This is a genomic window from Streptomyces sp. CB02923 (assembly GCF_001905005.1).
Classification (GTDB): Bacteria; Actinomycetota; Actinomycetes; order Streptomycetales; family Streptomycetaceae; genus Streptomyces.
Genome location: NZ_LWKZ01000025.1, coordinates 597026 through 615293 on the forward strand (window position 1 = coordinate 597026; position 18268 = coordinate 615293).

The window sequence follows — 18268 nt, forward strand, 5'->3', positions numbered from 1 at the left end:
TGCTCCCCTGCCGCCTGGCTAACGCTTGCCTAACGGAACCGGCGCGGTGCTGCCGGGCCCTGCCTCAGCAGAGCCCGCCGGAGACGATGCGCAGCGCGCCGCCCGCGTTCTCGTCGTCGGTGCCGAGCACGCCACGGCGGGAGTGCGGCAGGCAGGCCAGTGCCTCTATTTTGTGGCCGGTGTAGCGGCCGAGGGACTCCGGGGCACGCCGTACGGACAGCCGTACCGTGCCCTTGCGGTCGACGGTCACCCTGCCCGCATCGTAGACGGCGGAGTCGAAGGGGCCGTCGTCGCCGTGGTCCGAGGCCGAGGAGACCTTGAGCGCTCCGGACGCGGAGATCTTCACGTCGCTTATGTGCCGTACGTGCGCGGCGGGGTACGGAGCCCGGAACGTCGCCGTGACCGGCTTGGCGAAGGTGCGGCGGGCGAGGTCCAGTCCGGCGGCGTGCAGAGTGCCGGGGCGGTCGTCCTCGCCGCGGTCGGCCCATACGGCGACGAGCCGGTGGCCCTGGGAGGAGAGCGCGAAACCCTCGTAGTTGTCGTCCTCCGACGCGCCGGGGACGGTGAAGGTGCCGAGGGTGCGCGCCACGCCTGCTGCCGTGTCCAGGCGCAGGTGGTAGCCCTTGCCGGCGCTGGTCAGGGCGACGTATTCGCCGGTCCTGCCGGGGACCGCGTCGAGGGCCTCCAGGTCGGCGGGGGCCTTGCTGCCCTTCCAGGCCAGCGGCCGTACCTGGGGCCGGTCGCCGGGCCGCAGGTGTATGACGGCCAGCCGGTTCTCGCCGGGCTCCTTGTTGTCGCGGGCCACGAGGAGGTCGGTGCCGTCCGCGTACGAGCCGGTGCTGCCCCCGTACGAGCCAGTGCTGCCTGCCCGCGAGCCGGTGCTGCCCGCGTGCGAATCCGGGCTGCCCGCCCGGGGGCCCGGTATGACGGCCATGCCGCTGATGCCCGACGTGATGCCGTCGCCCACCTGCTGCCAGGCCGGGGCGCGGACCGCGGTCCGTGAACCGGCGTCGGCGGGCCGGGCGGTGGCGGTCCGCGCGGTGGCGGTCTGGGCGGCGACGAGGGGCGCCGTGCAGGCGAGGGCGGCGGCCGCGGCGAGGTACCGACTTTTGATCATGCGCAGACGGTAGGGGGTCCCGGCCGGGAAGGGAACCGTTCATGGGGAAGGAGGGGAGCGGGGGCTCTCGGAAGGTACGGGTTCGTCGGCTCCCGTCCGTTTCCGCCCCCCGTACCTGCCGCTGCCGTACCTGCCGCTGCCGTTGGAGCCGCCCCGTCCCCCGTACCCATGGTTGAGGCCGCCCCCGTACCGGCCTCCGCCCCTCACCCCCCGATACGCCCCCCGGCCGGCCCCTCGTCGCGGGCGAAGAGCTGGGTCAGGGTGCTGATCGTGTAGACGTCGGTGGACTCCTCGTCGACCAGGTGCATTTCGGTGAGCCGGTCCAGGCTGTCCTGGATGTCCTCCGGGGCGGAACCCGCGAGGGCCGCCGCGACGGACGCGTTCAGGTGCCCGTCGGCGTTGGCGGCGAGCGCGCTGAGCAGGCGCGCGTCGTCGGCCGAGAGGCGGGCCACGGACATCCGCAGGGCCGCCGCGACGCCGGTGTCCTCGGCGGACAGCAGTGCCAGGCGCCGCCGTTCGTCCCGCAGGGCGGAGGCCAGGCGGGCCAGCCGCCAGCGCGGGCGGGCCGTCAGCTGTGCCGCGGCGGCGCGCAGGGCCAGGGGCAGCCCGTCGCACAGGGCGACCAGTTCCTGCGCGGCGTCCGGGTCGTCGGCGACCCGTTCCGCGCCGAGCATCGCCCCGAGGAGCGCGGTGCCCTCCGCCGCGCCGAGTGCCTGGAGGGCCACCGGGCGGGCGCAGTCGGTGGCGACCAGGCCGTCGAGGCGGCTGCGGCTGGTGACGACCGTCGCGCAGTGCGGGCCGCCGGGCAGCAGCGGCCGTACCTGGCCGGAGCTCTGCGCGTTGTCGAGGACGACGAGCAGCCGTCGTCCGGCGACCAGCGATCTGAAGAGCGCGGAGGCCGACTGGGCGGATGTCGGTACGCGTTCGGGGGGTGTGCCGAGCGCGAGCAGGAAGTCGCGGAGGATCTCGACGGGTTCGGCCGCCGCGCCCTCGTTGAAGCCGCGCAGGTCCGCGAAGAGCTGGCCGTCGGGGAAGGCCCCGGCGTACGCGTGGGACCACTGCACCGCGCAGGCGGTCTTGCCGACGCCGGCCGGTCCGGTGACGACGGCGAGGGGGCTTTCGCCGGGGTCGGCGGACTGCACCACGGTGGTCAGTGCGGCGAGGTGCTGCTCGCGTCCGAGGAAGCGGGCGGGCGGCCGGGGCAGCAGCCGGGGCGCGGCGGGCTGCCCGGCGTTCCGGCCGGGGGAGCCGCCCGTGGTCCCGCGCCCGCTTTGGGCGGGTACGCGAGGGTCGTTGGCCGCGGTGTCACCGCCTCCGGCGGACGCGCGAGCGGCATCGGCGGAGTCGCCCTGGCGCCCGGTGCGCTGCGCGCCGCCCGCCGGTGCGGACGCGCCGCCCCGGCCGGTGGCCGCGTCTCCCTGTGCACGTCCCCCGGCTCCCGCTTCCTCCGCGCGCAGGATCTCCTCGTACGCACCCTTGAGCCGTGCCCCCGGGCCGACGCCCAGTTCCTCGTCGAGCAGCCGCCGCGTCCGGTGGAACCACTCCATCGCGTCCGACTGCCGCCCCGTACGGAACAGCGCGCGCATCAGCTCGGCGACCATTCCCTCCCGCAGCGGGTTGTTGACCGCGGCCGTGTAGAGGATGGCCGCGGCCTGTTCGTGCTCGCCGAGGGCGCCGTGTGCGCGCGCCAGCGCCTCGGTCGCCGCCAGCCGCTGCTCTTCCAGGGCGTGCGCGGCGGCGGCGAACGGCGGGCTGGTGACGGTGCCGGTGAGCGCGGGGCCGCGCCACAGTCCGAGCGCCTCGCGCAGCAGCGGCACCGCGTCGCCGGGCGCCGCCTCGGGGCGGGCCAGCGCGACCAGCTCCGCGAACCGGTGGGCGTCGATCAGCTCCTCGGGCAGGCGCAGCAGGTACGCCGAGCCGTGGGTGGCCAGTTCGATGCCGTACGCCTCGGCGCCGCCCCCGGCCAGCGTCGCGCGCAGCCGCGAGACATGGCCCTGGACGACCGTACGGGCGTGTTCCGGCGGCTCGTCCTCCCACAGGGAGTCGATCAACTGCTCCAGTGGGACGGTGGTGTTGGGCTGAAGCAGCAGCAGCGCCAGTACGCTGCGCCGCTTGGCGGGCCCGAGCGCCAGCTCACCGGTGCCGGTGGCGACGGAGATCGTGCCCAGCAGGGTGAAGTCCAACTCAGCTCTCCAGGAATGCCGTCATGGCGCTTGCCAGCAGGTGCGGGTCTTCGCTGCCGCACAGCTCGCGCGCCGAGTGCATCGACAGGATGGCGACACCGATGTCGACCGTGGCGATGCCGTGCCGGGCGGCGGTGATGGGCCCGATGGTGGTGCCGCAGGGCATCGCGTTGTTCGAGACGAAGGACTGCCACGGCACGCCGGCCCGCTCGCAGGCGTCCGCGAAGACCGCGCGGCCGCTGCCGTCGGTGGCGTAGCGCTGGTTGACGTTGACCTTCAGGATCGGTCCGCCGTTGGGCAGGGGGATGTGGCCGGGGTCGTGCCGCTCCGTGTAGTTGGGGTGCAGGGCGTGGCCGGTGTCGGAGGAGAGGCAGACCGTCCCGGCGAAGGCGCGGGCGCGGTCCTCGTACACGCCGCCACGGGCGAAGACGGAACGTTCCAGTACGGAACCGAGCAGCGGGCCGTCGGCGCCGGTGTCGGACTGGCTGCCGTTCTCCTCGTGGTCGAAGGCGGCCAGTACGGGGATGTAGGGCGGCTCCTCCTGGGCCGTGGCGACCGCCGCCAGCGCGGCCGTACCGGCGTGTACGGAGATCAGGTTGTCCATCCGCGGCCCGGCCACCAGCTCGCGGTCGCGGCCGAGGTAGGCGGGCGGCTCGATGCTGTGGAGCATCAGGTCCCAGCCGCGTATGTCGCCGGGCGCCGCGCCGATCTCCTCCTCGACGAAGGCGACGAGGTCGCCCTCGCGCACCTCGCCCAGACCCCAGATCGGTGTCATATGACGCTGCTTGTCCAGTTTGAGGCCGTCGGCGTTGACCGAGCGGTCCAGGTGGACGGCGAGCTGCGGCACCCGCATCAGCGCGCGGTCGACGTTGACCAGCCGGGTGCTGCCGTCGCGCAGCGTGACCCGGCCGCTCAGGCCCAGGTCGCGGTCGAGCCAGGTGTTGAGCAGGGTGCCGCCGTAGACCTCGACGGCGACCTGGCGCCAGCCGCGGTGGCCGGTGTCCGGGATCGGCTTGACGCGCAGGTTGGGCGAGTCGGTGTGCGCGCCGACGATGCGGTACGGAGTGGCGGCCGTGGCGCCTTCCGGGACGTACCAGGCGATGATCGCGCCGCCGCGCAGGACGTACTTGCCGCCGCTCTCGCCGTCCCAGGCGTCGGTCTCGGCCACCTGCCGGAAGCCCGCTTTCTCCAGCCGCTCGGCCGCGTTGGCCACCGCGTGGTACGGCGAGGGGGCTGCGGCGAGGAAGGACATCAGGTCGTCGGTATGGCCGCGGTCGAAGCGGGCGGATTGGCTCATGGTTTCAGCATAAGGACTGCCGGGAGCCCTTCCCCCGTATACGAATCCCCACGCATCACGGTATGGGAACCTCACGGCCCGCCGGGCGGGCAGCGGCCCGGCACCTGAGTGCGGTGGCGGATGAACTCCAGCCGTACGGCGCGGGCCGGTCCGGTGACCCGGGCACGGCGGCCCGCCGGACGACGATGCCCGCCTCCCCGGGGGATGGGAGGCGGGCAACGCCAGTCTGGCGCGCTTGTCTGAGAAGGGTGTGAGAGCGTTTCGCACAGCGCTTTTTTCGGACGTGCCTTAAGCCGCCCTTAGAACGCCCGCAGCACGCGCCCTGCCTCTCGGGTCACCTCAGAACGCGGCCTCGTCCAGCTCCATCAGCGACTGGTCGACGGTCTCGGCCAGGCCACGCTGCACGGATACGGCCGGCAGCACGTTGTGCGCGAAGAACTTCGCCGCCGCGATCTTGCCCTCGTAGAACGGCTTGTCCTTGCTGGAGGCGCCCGCCAGCTTCTCGCTGGCGACCGCGGCGCCCTTCAGGAGCAGGTAGCCGATGACGACGTCGCCGGAGGCCATCAGCAGGCGGGTGGTGTTCAGCCCCACCTTGTAGATGGACTTCACGTCCTTCTCGGTCCCGGCCAGGTCGGTCAGCATCGCGCCGACGATCGCCTCCAGGTCGGCGGCGGCCTGGGCCAGCTCGCCGCGGGCCTCCTCCAGCGCCTCGCCGCCGACGGCCTCCGCGAGGAACTTCTTGATCTCCTCGGAGAGCGCGGTCATCGCCTGGCCCTGGTCACGGACGATCTTCCGGAAGAAGAAGTCCTGGCCCTGGATGGCGGTGGTGCCCTCATAGAGGGTGTCGATCTTGGCGTCGCGGATGTACTGCTCGATCGGGTACTCCTGGAGGTACCCGGAGCCGCCGAAGGTCTGCAGCGACTGGGCGAGCTGCTCGTAGGACTTCTCCGAGCCGTAGCCCTTGACGATCGGCAGCAGCAGGTCGTTCAGGCGGGTCGCGGCGGAGGCGTCCTCGCCCGCGGCCTCCTTGGCGAGGATCTCGTCCTGGACGGTCGCGGTGTAGAGCACCAGGGCGCGCATGCCCTCCGCGTACGCCTTCTGCGTCATGAGCGAGCGGCGCACGTCGGGGTGGTGGGTGATGGTGACGCGCGGCGCGGTCTTGTCGGTGAAGGCGGCCAGGTCCGGGCCCTGCACGCGCTCCTTGGCGTACTCCAGGGCGTTGAGGTAGCCGGTGGAGAGGGTGGCGATGGCCTTCGTGCCGACCATCATCCGCGCGAACTCGATGATCTTGAACATCTGGCGGATGCCGTCGTGCTTCTCGCCCAGCAGCCAGCCCTTGGCCGGGCGGTTGGCGCCGAAGGTCATCTCGCAGGTGTTGGAGGCCTTCAGGCCCATCTTGTGCTCGACGTTGGTGGCGTAGGCGCCGTTGCGCTCGCCCAGCTCGCCGGTCTCCCAGTCGAAGTCGTACTTCGGCACGATGAACAGCGACAGACCCTTGGTGCCCGGACCGGCACCCTCGGGGCGGGCGAGCACGAAGTGCACGATGTTCTCGGACATGTCGTGCTCACCGGAGGTGATGAAGCGCTTCACGCCGTCGATGTGCCAGGAGCCGTCCGCCTGCTGCGTGGCCTTGGTGCGGCCGGCGCCGACGTCCGAGCCCGCGTCGGGCTCGGTCAGCACCATGGTGGAGCCCCACTGCCTGTCCACCATCAGCTGGGCGATCCTGTGCTGCTCCTCGGTGCCCTCCTCGTGCAGCACACCGGCGAAGGCCGGGCCGGAGGCGTACATCCAGATCGCCGGGTTGGCGCCCAGGATGGTCTCGGCGAAGGCCCACAGCAGGGAGCGCGGCGCGGTGGTGCCGCCGATCTCCTCCGGGATGCCCAGACGCCACCACTCGGCGTCCATGTACGCCTGGTAGCTCTTCTTGAAGGTGTCGGGCACCGGCGCGGTGTTGGTGTCCGGGTCGAAGACCGGCGGGTTGCGGTCGGTGTCGGCGAAGGAGTCGGACAGCTCGTTCTCGGAGAGCCGGGCGATCTCGCTCAGCACGCTCTTGGCGGTGTCGACGTCCATCTCCGCGAACGGTCCGGTGCCGTACACGCTGTCGCGGCCGAGCACCTCGAAGAGGTTGAACTCGATGTCGCGGAGATTCGACTTGTAGTGGCCCATGGGTACGGCTCCGTAAGGTTCGGGAGGAGACCCAGCGCCCGGGAGCGAGGGACCTCAAAAACGCAATACCAGCAAGTAGCTACGATGATGCTACCGGTCGGTAATAAGAAGCAACCCCTGACCGCCCATCTGTGACGAGCGTCCCTGGGCACCGCCAGGGTCCCTGCCGTAGACATGCCAGGCCGCGGGACCCTTTCTCTGTGCCCCTTCTGCCGGGCCGATCAGCCCTTTCGGGCATCCGGGAAGCCGTACGGGTCCTCCGTTCGCGCCCGTGCGGCCCTGCCCTTACGCCCCTATGGCTCCCCCAAGCCCCTACGGCCACTTCTGCGACGTGTCACTGGCGGTCACCCGGCACACGGCGGGCTTGCCGGGCCCGGGGGACCGCCCCGCGGCGACCTGGCGCTCGCCGTCCAGCAGAATCCGGCAGGAGGCCGTGCCGTCCCCGGCCGGCCGCACCTCCACTCGCGCCTCCTCGCCGCCGCCCACGGTCACCGACTTCCGCCAGGGCAGCCGTGTCCCGCCGAGCCGCTCCTCGGATTGGCCGTCGCCGGGCGTGTGCCGGTAGCGCACCCCGTCGGCGTGCGGCGGCCCGCCGGTGGAGGTGGCCTCGTACGTCAGGGACCAGGCGATCTGCGCCTGCTTGAGCTGGAGGGCGCCGAAGAGCATCAGCCCGCAGGCGGTCACGGCGGTCAGGGTGAGCAGCACGCCGCCGCGGGTGATGCGCGGCTTCGGGCGGTCGCGGTCGGTCATCGGTGAGTGGCCTCGTCGGTCGGGCGGGCAGGCGGCTTCGGGCGGATGTGGGCGGATGTGGGCAGGTGCGGGCGGGTGCGGCCAGGTGCGGGTCCCCTCCAACGTAGCGGGGCGCTTCCCGCGGAGCGGCGTATGTGCCGCGCCGACTCAGTACGCTGTGCCGCATGTACGGCTACGACCAGAACGCGGGCGCCGGGCAGCAGCAGTACGGTGCGCCCCCGCCGCAGCACCCGGCCCCCGGCGGCTACGGCGAGCAGCCCCTCTACCCCGAGCCGTCCCCGCCCTCCCTCGCCGACGCGGTGCGGGCCTTCACCACCGGCTCGATGTCGGCGGAGGACTTCCAGGGCATCTTCTCCACCTCCAAGGTCTACTGCCCGCGTGGCGACAACCCCGGGTTCCTGGCGCTGCACAACACCCAGCAGCCGGTCATCCCGATGTTCACCTCGCTCAAGGAGCTGCGCCGGTACGCGGGCAAGGAGTCCAAGTACTTCGTGATCACCGGCGCCGAGGTGCTGGACCTGCTGCCCACCGGCTACGGCTTCGTCCTGGACATGGAGGGCGACCACCGCATGGTCTTCGACGCCAAGTCGGTGGAGCAGATGGTCGACTTCGCGATGCGCCGGATGTACGGCTGAGCCGCGTATGCGCCGGATGTGCGGCTGGGCCGCGGTGCGCCGGGTGGACGGCTGGGCCGCGGTGCGCCGGGTGGATGGCTGACGTCCGCCCGGGGCGGCGGTGCCCGGCGCCGCCGCGCTTGCCCCGGCCCCCGGCCCGTCACTCCAGTCCGGTCTGCGCCTTCGCCACCAGCTCTCCGTTGGCGAAGGTGAGCGCGGCGCTGCCCAGCCCGTCGGCGGCGTTGCAGCTGTAGACGGTGGCGGAGCTGCCCGCCATGTCCACATCGGAGTTCTTCTCGCACGTCCCGGCGATGGCCAGCGCCTCCTTCTCGGTCATCCCGTTCCGCAGCCGGTCGTACTTCTCCTTCGTCATCGTCCCCTTCCGCGCCTCCGCGCCGCCGAGCCCCACCTGGCCCTTGGCGGCCAGCTTCCCGTTGGCGAAGGTGAACGTCGCCGAGCTGAAGGATTCGGCTCCCGGGCAGGTCAGCACCTTGCCGCGGACGCCCGCCACCTCGTTCTCCGCGGAGGACTCGCACGGGCCGGTGATCGCGGTGACCTGCTGTTCGGTCATGCCCGCACGGATCCGGTCGTACAGCTCCTTGGTGACCTTGCCCTGCCCGGCGGACGCGGAGGGGCCGGCCGAGCCGCCGCCCTCCTTCGCGCCGCCGTCGGAGCCGCCGACGGCGTTGACCATGACGAGGACGGCGACCAGCGCGATCACCGCCCCGACGGCCGCGGCGATTCCGCAGGTCAGACAGCCCTTGCGGCGGCGTTTGCGCGGGGGCGGTGGCGGCGGGGAGGCGTACGGCGGGGATGCGTACGGCGGGCCGGGCGATGCCGGCTGTCCTTGGCCCGAGGCGGCCGGGGGACCCTGGCCCGGCTGCCTCCACTCGTCGTTGCGGCCCGCGGGGTCCGGAGCGGATGCGCCCATGCGGTCCAGGGTGCTCCTGCCGCGGCGCCCGGCGCGAGAGGTGTGCGCGTGCCGGAAGCGGTGCGCCGCCCACCGTTTCCGGGCACCCCCGTGACCAGCCCTTTTCCCGGCGGCGACCGGTGGGTGGCCGGGCGGGAATGGCGGACGCCTTGCAGGTTGTTCAGGGTTCAACTAAGTTGAATGACGAACGACCGAGGAGGCCGTCATGCCCGCAGTGACCGTAGAGAACCCGCTGACCCTGCCCCGGGTGGCAGCGCCCGCCGACGCCCGTCCGCGCGCCGTGCTGTCCGTCGCCACCGCGCCCGGCGGTTTCGAGGGGGAGGGCTTTCCGGTACGGCGTGCCTTCGCCGGCATCGACTACACGTACCTGGATCCGTTCATCATGATGGACCAGATGGGCGAGGTGGAGTACGCGCCGGGCGAGCCCAAGGGCACCCCCTGGCACCCGCACCGCGGCTTCGAGACCGTCACCTACCTGATCGACGGCAGCTTCATCCACCGCGACTCGCACGGCGGCGGTGGCGTGATCAACGACGGCGACACCCAGTGGATGACGGCGGGCTCCGGCCTGCTGCACATCGAGGCGCCGCCGGAGGACCTGGTCATGACGGGCGGGCTCTTCCACGGCCTCCAGCTGTGGGTGAACCTTCCCAAGAAGGACAAGATGATGGCGCCGCGCTACCAGGACATCGGCGGCGGCCAGGTCAAGCTGCTGACCTCGGCGGACGGCGGCGCGCTGCTGCGGATCATCGCGGGCTCCGTCGACGGTCACGAGGGGCCGGGCATCACCCACACCCCGATCACGATGGTGCACGTCTCGGTCAATCCCGGGGCCGAGGTGACCATCCCGTGGCGTTCGGACTTCAACGCGCTGGCGTACGGACTGGCCGGCCGCGGCACCGCCGGGCCGCTCGGCCGCCCGTTCCGTACCGGCCAGGCCGTCGTGTTCGGACCCGGCGGCGACTCGCTCACCATCCGGGCGGACGCCACGCAGGAGTCCCGCAGTCCCAACCTGGAGGTCGTGCTGCTCGGCGGGCAGCCGATCCGCGAGCCGATGATGCACTACGGCCCGTTCGTCATGAACACCCACGCCGAACTGGCCCAGGCCTTCGAGGACTTCCAGGCCGGACGGCTGGGGACGGTACCGGCCGAAGGCCACTGAGCCGGACGGGCGGGTACGGGCCGGACGCGGCCCGTACCCGCCCGCGTCCGTATCAAGGCCGCATCCGCTCGCGGCGGAATGCCGTCGTACGCGGGCGGCTCCGTGATCCACTGGCAGGGTGCGAAACGATCTGAAATCCCCGGACCGTCAGCCGCTGCTCCCGGTCGCCGCCCGCCGCTCCGCGGCCTGGTGCGGTGTGGGCCTGCTCGTCGCCGCCGTGGTGGCCGTCGGCGTGTGGCTGTGCGTGACGCTGAGCGCCGCTGTCACCCCCGTCCTGCTGGCCCTGCTCGGCAGCGCGCTGCTCGGGCCGGTCTACCGGCGGCTGGTGGCGATGAAACTCAACCGTTCGCTGGCCGCCGGGCTGACCTGCGCGCTGCTGGTCGTGGTGGTCGGCGGCGCCGGGTACATCGTCGTCAGCGCGCTGATCGACACCGGTGACCAGATCATCGCCTCGCTCAAGGACGCCGCCAAGGAGGTGTCCCGGCACTTCGGCGCCGCGGGCACCTCACTGGACGACATCGTCTCCAACGCCAAGCCGCTCATAGGGAAGTTCGGCGGCACCGCGGCCACCGGCGTCCTGGAGGGCGTCGGCGTCGTCGCGGCCACCCTCGCCGCGTCCGTACTCGCCCTGTTCCTGACGTTCTTCTTCCTGCGCGACGCGGACAAGGCCGTCCGGGCCCTGCACGACTGGGCGCCCGGCGACTCCGGGCCGGGGCTGGAGCAGATGGCCCGCCGCGGCTACCAGGCCATCGAGGGCTTCATGCGCGGTACGACGCTGATCGCGCTGATCGACGCCATCGGCATCACCGTCGGCCTGCTGATCCTCCAGGTGCCCGGCGCTTTCGGGCTGGGCGCGCTGGTCTTCGTCGGCGCCTACATCCCGTACCTGGGCTCGTTCCTGTCCGGCTCGGTGGCCGTGCTGGTCGCGTTCGCCGACGACCGCGGTCCGGCCATCGCGATCTGGACACTGGGCATCGTCCTGGTGGTGTTCTTCCTGGAGGGCCACATCCTCCAGCCGATGGTGCAGAGCCGTACGGTCCAGATGCACCCGGCGATCGTGATGCTGGCGATCACCGCGGGCGCCAGCGTCGCCGGGGTCATGGGGATGCTGCTGTCCGTGCCGCTGACCGCGGCGGCCTTCGGCGTGCTCTCGGAGCTGCGCCGGCACTACGCGGCGGGTTCGGGCAGCGAGCCGACCGGCGACTCGACCGGCGGCTCGAACGGCGGGGCGGACATGTCCGCCAGGGACGGCTCGGCGCCGCCCGCCGCGTCCTCGTAGAGCTCGAACCACGTCGACTTGCCGTCACCGCGCGGGTCCACGCCCCACGCGCCCGCCAGCAGCTCCATCAGCACCAGGCCGCGCCCCGAGGACGCCAGCTCGCCCGGGGTGCGGCGGTGCGGCAGCTCGTCGCTGCTGTCGGCGACGTCGACCCGGATACGGCGGCTGCCCCGCACGCCGGTGATCTCCGCGACCAGCAGCGCGTCGCCGTCCGTGTGCATCAGCACATTGGTGACCATCTCGGAGACCATCAGGACGGCCGAGTCGACCTGGTCCTCGTCGGTCCAGTCGTGCAGTACGTCGCGGACCTGGCCGCGCGCCTCCGCTATCCGCTGGGGCTCGGACTGCTTGACGGTCAGCACGGTACGGCGGACGGGCTGGTGCGCCGCCGCACCGCCGGTGCCGACCCCGCAGCTGCCGCCCGCACGGCACAGCAGCAGCATCGCTATGTCGTCCTCGCGGCGGTCCAGGAACGGGCCGGTGGTGTGGTACGAGGGCGGGCCGTGCACGGCCTGGACGAGCGCGTCGGCGAGCTTCTCCAGGCCCGCCGCGTCCTCCAGGGTGGGGGCGGCCACGTCCGTGGCGTTCCCGTCCGGGTCCTCGGCCCCGTACGTCTCGATGACGTGCCGCAGCCGCGCCCAGCCCGACTCCAGGTCGTGCCCGCCGGTCTCGATCAGCCCGTCCGTACAGACCAGCATCGTCTCGCCGGGCTCCAGGACGAGCCGGGTGGTCGGGTAGTCGGTGTCCGGCACGATGCCCAGCGGCAGGCCGCCCGCGGTCGGCCGGACGAGTACGGTGCCGTCGGCCATCCGGATGGTGGGGTCGGGGTGGCCGGCCCGCGCGATGTCCAGCAGGCCGGTCGCCGGGTCCACCTCGATGTAGAGGCAGGTCGCGAAGCGCGGGTCCTCGCCGCCGAACTCCGTGTCGTTGATCCCGGACAGGAAGCGGGAGGCGCGGGAGAGCACCGCGTCGGGGTGGTGGCCCTCCGAGGCGTAGGCGCGCAGGGCGATCCGCAGCTGTCCCATCAGGCCGGCGGCCCGTACGTCGTGGCCCTGTACGTCGCCGATGACCAGCGCGATCCGGCCGGACGGCAGCGTGATCATGTCGTACCAGTCGCCGCCGACCTCCAGGCCGCCGCCGGTCGGCACGTACCGCGCCGCCACCGTCATGCCGGGGATGTCCGGCTGCACGGTCGGCATCATGCTGCGCTGGAGGCCGTCGGTCAGCTCGCGCCGCGACTCCTGGTCACCGGCGCGGGCCAGCGCCTGGGCGAGCATCCGGGCGACGGTGGTGAGCACCGAGCGCTCGTCGGGCGTGAAGGCGACGGGGGTGCCGAAGCCCGCCATCCAGGCGCCGATCGTGCGGCCCGCGCTCACCAGGGGCAGGAAGGCCCAGGACTCGCGGTGGAAGGCGGTGGCCAGCGGCCAGGTGGCGGGGTAGCGGCGGCGGTAGTCGTCGGGGCTCGGCAGATAGATGGCGCGGCCGGTCCGTACCACCTCGGCGGCCGGATAGTCGGTGTCCAGCGGCATGTCGACGAAGGGCTCGATGTCGCCCTGCTTGTGGCCGTGGTGGCCGATGACGGAGATCCGGTCGCCCTCGATGCCGAAGACCGCCAGGCCGTCGGGGCTGAAGCCGGGCATGGACAGGCCGGCGGCGACGCGCAGCACCTCGGCGGTGGAGTGCGCCTCGGCGAGCGCGCGGCCCGCGTCCAGCAGGAACGCCTCGCGGGAGCGGCGCCAGTCGCCGGAGGCCGGGGCGTGCGGGGAGGCGGTGCCGGGCTGCGCCTCGGGGATCTCCTGGACGGTGCCGACCAGCTCGAAGTCCGTGTGGTCGGTCTCGCTGCGCAGGAAGGCCCGGGAGCGGCTGCGTACGGTGCGCAGGACCCGGCCCTCGCTGTCCATCACGCGCAGCCGGGCCTCGGCGATGCTGCTCTCGGTGACGGCGAGGTTGACGATGCCGGTGATCTCGGCGAAGTCGGCCGGGTGGAGGCGGGAGCGCATGGCCGCCTCGGACAGCTCGACGGGCTTCGCGGGCAGCCCGAGCAGCCGGGCGGTCTCGGCGTCGAGGGTCACCCGACCCGAGACGTTGTCCCAGCGCCACAGGCCGGTCGCGGTGGCGGCCAGGAGCTCCTTGGTGCGCATTGCATCACTTTATGTGGGTTTGAGGGTGCCCGACCAGCGCGGCGGGCACCACCATCTTCGCATGACCATCTTGACGCGTATATGTCAACGACGGGGTTGGGGGGTGACCGGTAACCTGGAGCGGTTACAGGAAACTCACCCCCAACTTGCGACGACTTGGATGAGCGATGCATCGGTACCGGTCCCATAACTGTGGCGAGCTCCGAGCCGCGGACGTCGACACCGACGTCCGCCTCAGCGGCTGGCTGCACAATCGACGTGACCTGGGCGGCATCCTCTTCATCGATCTGCGCGACCACTACGGTCTGGTCCAGCTCGTCGCCCGCCCCGGCACCCCCGCCAACGAGGCGCTCGGCTCGCTGACCAAGGAGTCCGTCGTCCGGATCGACGGCCGGGTCACCGCGCGCGGCGCGGACAACGTCAACCCCGACCTGCCCACCGGCGAGATCGAGGTCGAGGTCACGGCCGTCGAGGTGCTGGGCGCCGCCGAGCAGATCCCCTTCACGATCAACGCCGAGGACGGGGTCAACGAGGAGAAGCGCCTCGAATTCCGCTTCCTGGACCTGCGCCGCGAGCGGATGCACCGCAACCTGATGCTGCGCACCGCCGTCATCTCCGCCATCCGGCACAAGATGACCGCCCTCGGCTTCAACGAGATGGCGACGCCGATCCTGTCCGCGACCTCCCCCGAGGGCGCCCGCGACTTCCTCGTCCCGTCCCGTCTGCACGCCGGCCGGTTCTACGCGCTGCCGCAGGCCCCGCAGCAGTTCAAGCAGCTGCTGATGATCGCGGGCTTCGACCGCTACTTCCAGATCGCGCCCTGCTTCCGCGACGAGGACGCCCGCGCGGACCGCTCGCCGGGCGAGTTCTACCAGCTCGACGTCGAGATGAGCTTCGTCGAGCAGGAGGACGTCTTCGGCCCGATCGAGCAGCTGATGACCGAGCTGTTCACCGAGTTCGGCGGCGGCCGCACGGTCACCTCGCCGTTCCCGCGCATCCCGTTCCGCGAGTCGATGCTCAAGTACGGCTCCGACAAGCCGGACCTCCGCGCCGAGCTGGAGCTCGTCGACGTCTCGGACGTCTTCGCCGGCTCCGGCTTCAAGGCGTTCGCCGGCAAGCACGTACGTGCCCTGGCCGTGCCGGACACCGCCGACCAGCCGCGCAAGTTCTTCGACCAGATGGGTGACTTCGCCGTCCAGCAGGGCGCGAAGGGCCTGGCCTGGGTCCGCGTCGGCGAGTCCAACGCCCTGTCCGGCCCGATCGCCAAGTTCCTCACCGAGGACGACGTGAAGTCGCTGGTCGAGGCCCTGGACCTGAAGCCCGGCTCGGCGGTCTTCTTCGGCGCCGGCGAGTTCGACGAGGTCTCCAAGATCATGGGCGCGGTCCGCGTCGAGGCGGCCAAGCGCACCGGCCACTTCGTCGACGGCGAGTTCCGCTTCTGCTGGATCGTCGACTTCCCGATGTTCGAGAAGGACGAGGACACCGGCAAGATCGAGTTCTCCCACAACCCGTTCTCCATGCCGCAGGGGGGCCTGGAGGCGCTGGAGACCAAGGACCCGCTGGACATCCTCGCCTGGCAGTACGACATCGTCTGCAACGGCGTCGAGCTGTCCTCCGGCGCCATCCGCAACCACGAGCCGGACGTCATGTACAAGGCGTTCGCCATCGCCGGCTACGACAAGGACACCGTCGAAGCCGAGTTCGGCGGCATGCTCCGCGCCTTCAAGTTCGGCGCCCCGCCCCACGGCGGCATCGCCCCCGGCGTCGACCGCATCGTCATGCTCCTCGCCGACGAGCCCAACATCCGCGAGACCATCGCCTTCCCCCTCAACGGCAACGCCCAGGACCTGCTGATGGGCGCACCGTCGGAGGTCGAGGAGTCGCGGCTGAAGGAACTGCACCTGTCGATCCGCAAGCCGCAGGTGAAGTAGTTCGTTCGTACGTGTGAAGGGCCCGCGATCGTATGATCGCGGGCCCTTTCGCGTGCCACGCTCCGGGTAACCAGCACATGGTTCCGGGCCCCTCGTGCGTTGCGGCAGCCTATGCTGGGGGCGAGACGGCGCGCCGGGAGGACTTCCAGTGGACAGCAACATCAACGCGCTCATCAAGATGTGGCACGAGCAGGACATTCCCGATGGTCTGCGTGCCGAACTGCTCGACGGTGAACTTGTCATGCAGGCGAATCCGGGGATCGTTCATGATCTCCCCGCCCGCAGCCTCGTCCGGCACACTCCAGAGCCCTTCGAGGCATGGAGTGAGCGTGGCATCCTGGTGGCCGATGATTACCGGCCCCGCGCCGACGCCGTCATCATCCGCGCCGAAGACCGCCCGGCCCCCGACTTCGCGGAAGCGGACTTGCCGCCGCAGATCGTCCTCGCCGTCGTGGAAACGGTCTCCACGACCCGTACGGCCATCAAGCGGGACTGGGAGGACAAGCGAGAGCGCTACGCCGAGGCCGGCATCCCCGTGTACCTGATCGTCGATCCCAACGACGCCACCTGGCACGTGCTCCAGCTCGACGGCCGCCACTACGTCGAGACCGCGAAGGGCATCTTCGGCCAGGAGATTCCCCTGCCGGAACCGATGGGTTTCACCGTACGGACGGCGGGCTGGCACCCGTATGGCGGTACGTCCGCGTAGGCGCCGCCCGCGCATGCCGGGGGCCCGGAACCGGTGAACGGTTCCGGGCCCCTCGGCGTCATGTCCGTCCGCCTACTCCGCCGCGCCGAACCGCTCCCGGTACGACTCCAGGTCGTCCTCCGTGATCTTCGCGAAGAGCACCGGCGGCACGGTGAACGCCGTGCCGGCCGGGACCGAGGCCAGCGCGCGGGCCTCGTCCGTGGTGACCCAGGCCGCCGTGTCGCCGTCCAGCGCGAACGCGCCCCGCATCGCCTTCGCCGCCGCCGGGATGAACGGCTCCGAGACGATCGCGTACAGGTGGATCAGGTTCATCGCGGTCCGCAGCGTCAACGCCGCCGCTTCCTGGTCGGTCTTGATCTCCAGCCAGGGGGCCTTCTCCTCCAGGTAGGAGTTGCCCGCGCTCCACAGCGCCCGCAGCGCCGCCGCCGCCTTGCGGAACTGGAGCGCCTCCATGTGGCTCTCGTACTCCGCCAGCAGCTCGGCGATCTGCCCGCCCAGCTTCGCCTCGGCCTCTCCGGCCACCGCGCCCGCCGGCACCTCGTCGCCGAAGCGCTTGCGGGAGAAGGACAGCACCCGGTTGACGAAGTTGCCGAGGGTGTCGGCCAGGTCCTTGTTGACCGAGGAGGAGAACAGCTCCCAGGTGAAGGACGTGTCGTCGGACTCCGGCGCGTTGGCGATCAGGAAGTAGCGCCAGTAGTCGGCGGGCAGCAGTTCCAGCGCCGCGTCGGTGAAGATGCCGCGCTGCTGCGAGGTGGAGAACTTGCCGCCGTAGTACGTCAGCCAGTTGAACGCCTTGAGGAAGTCGACCTTCTTCCACGGCTCGCGCGTGCCGAGCTCGGTGGCCGGGAACATCACCGAGTGGAACGGGACGTTGTCCTTGGCCATGAACTCCGTGTAGCGCACGTCGTCGGCCTCGTACCACCACGACTTCCAGTCGCGGTTCGCCGGGTCGGCGTCCGCCCACTCCTTCGTCGAGGCGATGTACTCGATCGGCGCGTCGAACCAGACGTAGAAGACCTTGCCCTCGGCAGCCAGCTCCGGCCACACGTCGGCCGGGACCGGCACGCCCCACTCCAGGTCACGGGTGATCGCCCGGTCCTGAAGCCCCTCGGTCAGCCACTTGCGCGCGATGGACGACGCCAGCGTCGGCCACTCGTCGCTGCTGTCGTCGATCCACTGCTCGACCTCGCCCTGGAGCGCGGACTGGAGCAGGAAGAGGTGCTTGGTCTCGCGCACCTCCAGCTCGCTGCTGCCGCTGATCGCCGAACGCGCGTCGATCAGATCGGTCGGGTCCAGGACGCGGGTGCAGTTCTCGCACTGGTCGCCGCGGGCCTTGTCGTAACCGCAGTGCGGGCACGTGCCGACGATGTAGCGGTCCGGCAGGAAGCGGTCGTCGGTGATCGAGAAGACCTGCCGGATGGCCCGCTCCTCGATGAAGCCGTTCTCGTGCAGCTTGCGCGCGAAGTGCTGCGTCAGCTCCACGTTCTGCTGCGAGGAGCTGCGCCCGAAGTGGTCGAACTGCAGGTGGAAGCCGTCGTAGATCGCCTTCTGCGCGTCGTGCTGCTCGCCGCAGTACGCGTCGACGGACTGGCCGGCGGCCTTGGCCGCCAGCTCGGCGGGCGTGCCGTGCTCGTCCGTCGCACAGATGTAGAGCACCTCGTGGCCGCGCTGGCGCATATACCGCCCGTACACGTCGGCCGGGAGCATGGACCCCACCATGTTGCCCAGGTGCTTGATCCCGTTGATGTACGGAAGGGCGCTGGTGATGAGGTGTCGAGCCATTGCCGGCTGCTCCCAAGTTGCTACGGTGAGTGAGGTTTTGTTCTACGGAACGTCAATATCGTACTGGACGGGTACCGGGGTACCGCGCGTGGTTTTCCGCGTCCTGGACGTGGCTGCACTTGCCTGCGCGTGCCTTGATCGTCCGGTGATCGTCCGAGGGGCGGCGGTGCGGGGAGGCCCGGGGGCTGTGCGGGGGACGCACGGTG

Annotated in this window: 13 protein-coding genes; 5 read left to right on the forward strand and 8 right to left on the reverse strand. The window is 71.4% G+C overall.

Annotation, left to right across the window (positions count from 1 at the left end; genetic code table 11):
- Positions 1–64: 64 nt before the first annotated feature.
- The 5 genes from A6A06_RS30875 to A6A06_RS30895 form a co-directional block, all read right to left on the reverse strand.
- On the reverse strand, positions 65–1117 hold the full coding sequence (locus A6A06_RS30875) for a hypothetical protein (protein WP_073765574.1): 1053 nt from the start codon (positions 1115–1117) through the stop codon (positions 65–67).
- A gap of 203 nt (positions 1118–1320) precedes the next feature.
- Positions 1321–3300: an AfsR/SARP family transcriptional regulator gene (locus A6A06_RS30880; protein ID WP_073765576.1), complete on the reverse strand. Its 1980-nt coding sequence runs from the start codon at positions 3298–3300 to the stop codon at positions 1321–1323.
- A 1-nt stretch (position 3301) separates the two neighbouring features.
- The gene (locus A6A06_RS30885) at positions 3302–4597 is read right to left on the reverse strand and encodes a M18 family aminopeptidase (RefSeq protein WP_073765578.1); all 1296 of its coding nucleotides are present in this window, start codon (positions 4595–4597) and stop codon (positions 3302–3304) included.
- A 339-nt stretch (positions 4598–4936) separates the two neighbouring features.
- On the reverse strand, positions 4937–6763 hold the full coding sequence (locus A6A06_RS30890) for an acyl-CoA dehydrogenase (protein ID WP_073765580.1): 1827 nt from the start codon (positions 6761–6763) through the stop codon (positions 4937–4939).
- A 312-nt stretch (positions 6764–7075) separates the two neighbouring features.
- A complete protein-coding gene (locus tag A6A06_RS30895) occupies positions 7076–7513 on the reverse strand; it encodes a hypothetical protein (RefSeq protein WP_073765582.1) in 438 nt (145 codons plus the stop codon).
- A gap of 164 nt (positions 7514–7677) precedes the next feature.
- Between A6A06_RS30895 and A6A06_RS30900 the strand changes: the two genes are divergently transcribed.
- On the forward strand, positions 7678–8148 hold the full coding sequence (locus tag A6A06_RS30900) for an SseB family protein (protein ID WP_003980379.1): 471 nt from the start codon (positions 7678–7680) through the stop codon (positions 8146–8148).
- 139 nt (positions 8149–8287) lie between these two features.
- On the opposite strand, the gene A6A06_RS30905 is transcribed toward A6A06_RS30900, so the two are convergent.
- The gene (locus A6A06_RS30905) at positions 8288–9058 is read right to left on the reverse strand and encodes a hypothetical protein (RefSeq protein WP_079194458.1); all 771 of its coding nucleotides are present in this window, start codon (positions 9056–9058) and stop codon (positions 8288–8290) included.
- 205 nt (positions 9059–9263) lie between these two features.
- On the opposite strand from A6A06_RS30905, the gene A6A06_RS30910 reads away from it, so the two are divergent.
- Both A6A06_RS30910 and A6A06_RS30915 read left to right on the forward strand, forming a co-directional pair.
- Positions 9264–10220 carry a pirin family protein gene (locus A6A06_RS30910; RefSeq protein WP_073765586.1) on the forward strand — a complete coding sequence of 319 codons (957 nt, stop codon included), beginning with the start codon at positions 9264–9266 and terminating at the stop codon, positions 10218–10220.
- 118 nt (positions 10221–10338) lie between these two features.
- On the forward strand, positions 10339–11499 hold the full coding sequence (locus A6A06_RS30915; protein ID WP_073765588.1) for an AI-2E family transporter: 1161 nt from the start codon (positions 10339–10341) through the stop codon (positions 11497–11499).
- On the opposite strand, the gene A6A06_RS30920 is transcribed toward A6A06_RS30915, so the two are convergent.
- Positions 11388–13640 (reverse strand): ATP-binding SpoIIE family protein phosphatase, encoded by a 2253-nt coding sequence (locus A6A06_RS30920; protein ID WP_073765590.1) that lies wholly within the window; start codon positions 13638–13640, stop codon positions 11388–11390. The genes A6A06_RS30915 and A6A06_RS30920 overlap by 112 nt on opposite strands.
- A gap of 167 nt (positions 13641–13807) precedes the next feature.
- Here A6A06_RS30920 and aspS point away from each other — a divergent pair, with 167 nt between their 5' ends.
- A complete protein-coding gene (gene aspS, locus A6A06_RS30925; RefSeq protein ID WP_073765592.1) occupies positions 13808–15571 on the forward strand; it encodes an aspartate--tRNA ligase in 1764 nt (587 codons plus the stop codon).
- Positions 15572–15719: 148 nt separating this feature from the next.
- Entirely contained in the window at positions 15720–16280 is a 561-nt protein-coding gene (locus A6A06_RS30930; protein WP_242441026.1) for a Uma2 family endonuclease, read from the forward strand.
- A 72-nt stretch (positions 16281–16352) separates the two neighbouring features.
- Here A6A06_RS30930 and metG read toward each other — a convergent pair whose 3' ends face one another.
- A complete protein-coding gene (metG, locus tag A6A06_RS30935; protein WP_073765594.1) occupies positions 16353–18062 on the reverse strand; it encodes a methionine--tRNA ligase in 1710 nt (569 codons plus the stop codon).
- Positions 18063–18268: the final 206 nt, after the last annotated feature.

Excerpts from the sequence above, each read along its gene's own strand:
- A6A06_RS30895 (WP_073765582.1), bottom strand. The coding sequence starts at position 7,513 with ATGACCGACCGCGACCGCCCGAAGCCGCGCATCACCCGCGGCGGCGTG.
- A6A06_RS30920 (WP_073765590.1), bottom strand. The coding sequence starts at position 13,640 with ATGCGCACCAAGGAGCTCCTGGCCGCCACCGCGACCGGCCTGTGGCGC.
- aspS (WP_073765592.1), top strand. The coding sequence starts at position 13,808 with ATGCATCGGTACCGGTCCCATAACTGTGGCGAGCTCCGAGCCGCGGAC.
- A6A06_RS30875 (WP_073765574.1), bottom strand. The coding sequence starts at position 1,117 with ATGATCAAAAGTCGGTACCTCGCCGCGGCCGCCGCCCTCGCCTGCACG.
- A6A06_RS30910 (WP_073765586.1), top strand. The coding sequence starts at position 9,264 with ATGCCCGCAGTGACCGTAGAGAACCCGCTGACCCTGCCCCGGGTGGCA.
- A6A06_RS30890 (WP_073765580.1), bottom strand. The coding sequence starts at position 6,763 with ATGGGCCACTACAAGTCGAATCTCCGCGACATCGAGTTCAACCTCTTC.
- A6A06_RS30905 (WP_079194458.1), bottom strand. The coding sequence starts at position 9,058 with ATGGGCGCATCCGCTCCGGACCCCGCGGGCCGCAACGACGAGTGGAGG.
- metG (WP_073765594.1), bottom strand. The coding sequence starts at position 18,062 with ATGGCTCGACACCTCATCACCAGCGCCCTTCCGTACATCAACGGGATC.
- A6A06_RS30900 (WP_003980379.1), top strand. The coding sequence starts at position 7,678 with ATGTACGGCTACGACCAGAACGCGGGCGCCGGGCAGCAGCAGTACGGT.
- A6A06_RS30885 (WP_073765578.1), bottom strand. The coding sequence starts at position 4,597 with ATGAGCCAATCCGCCCGCTTCGACCGCGGCCATACCGACGACCTGATG.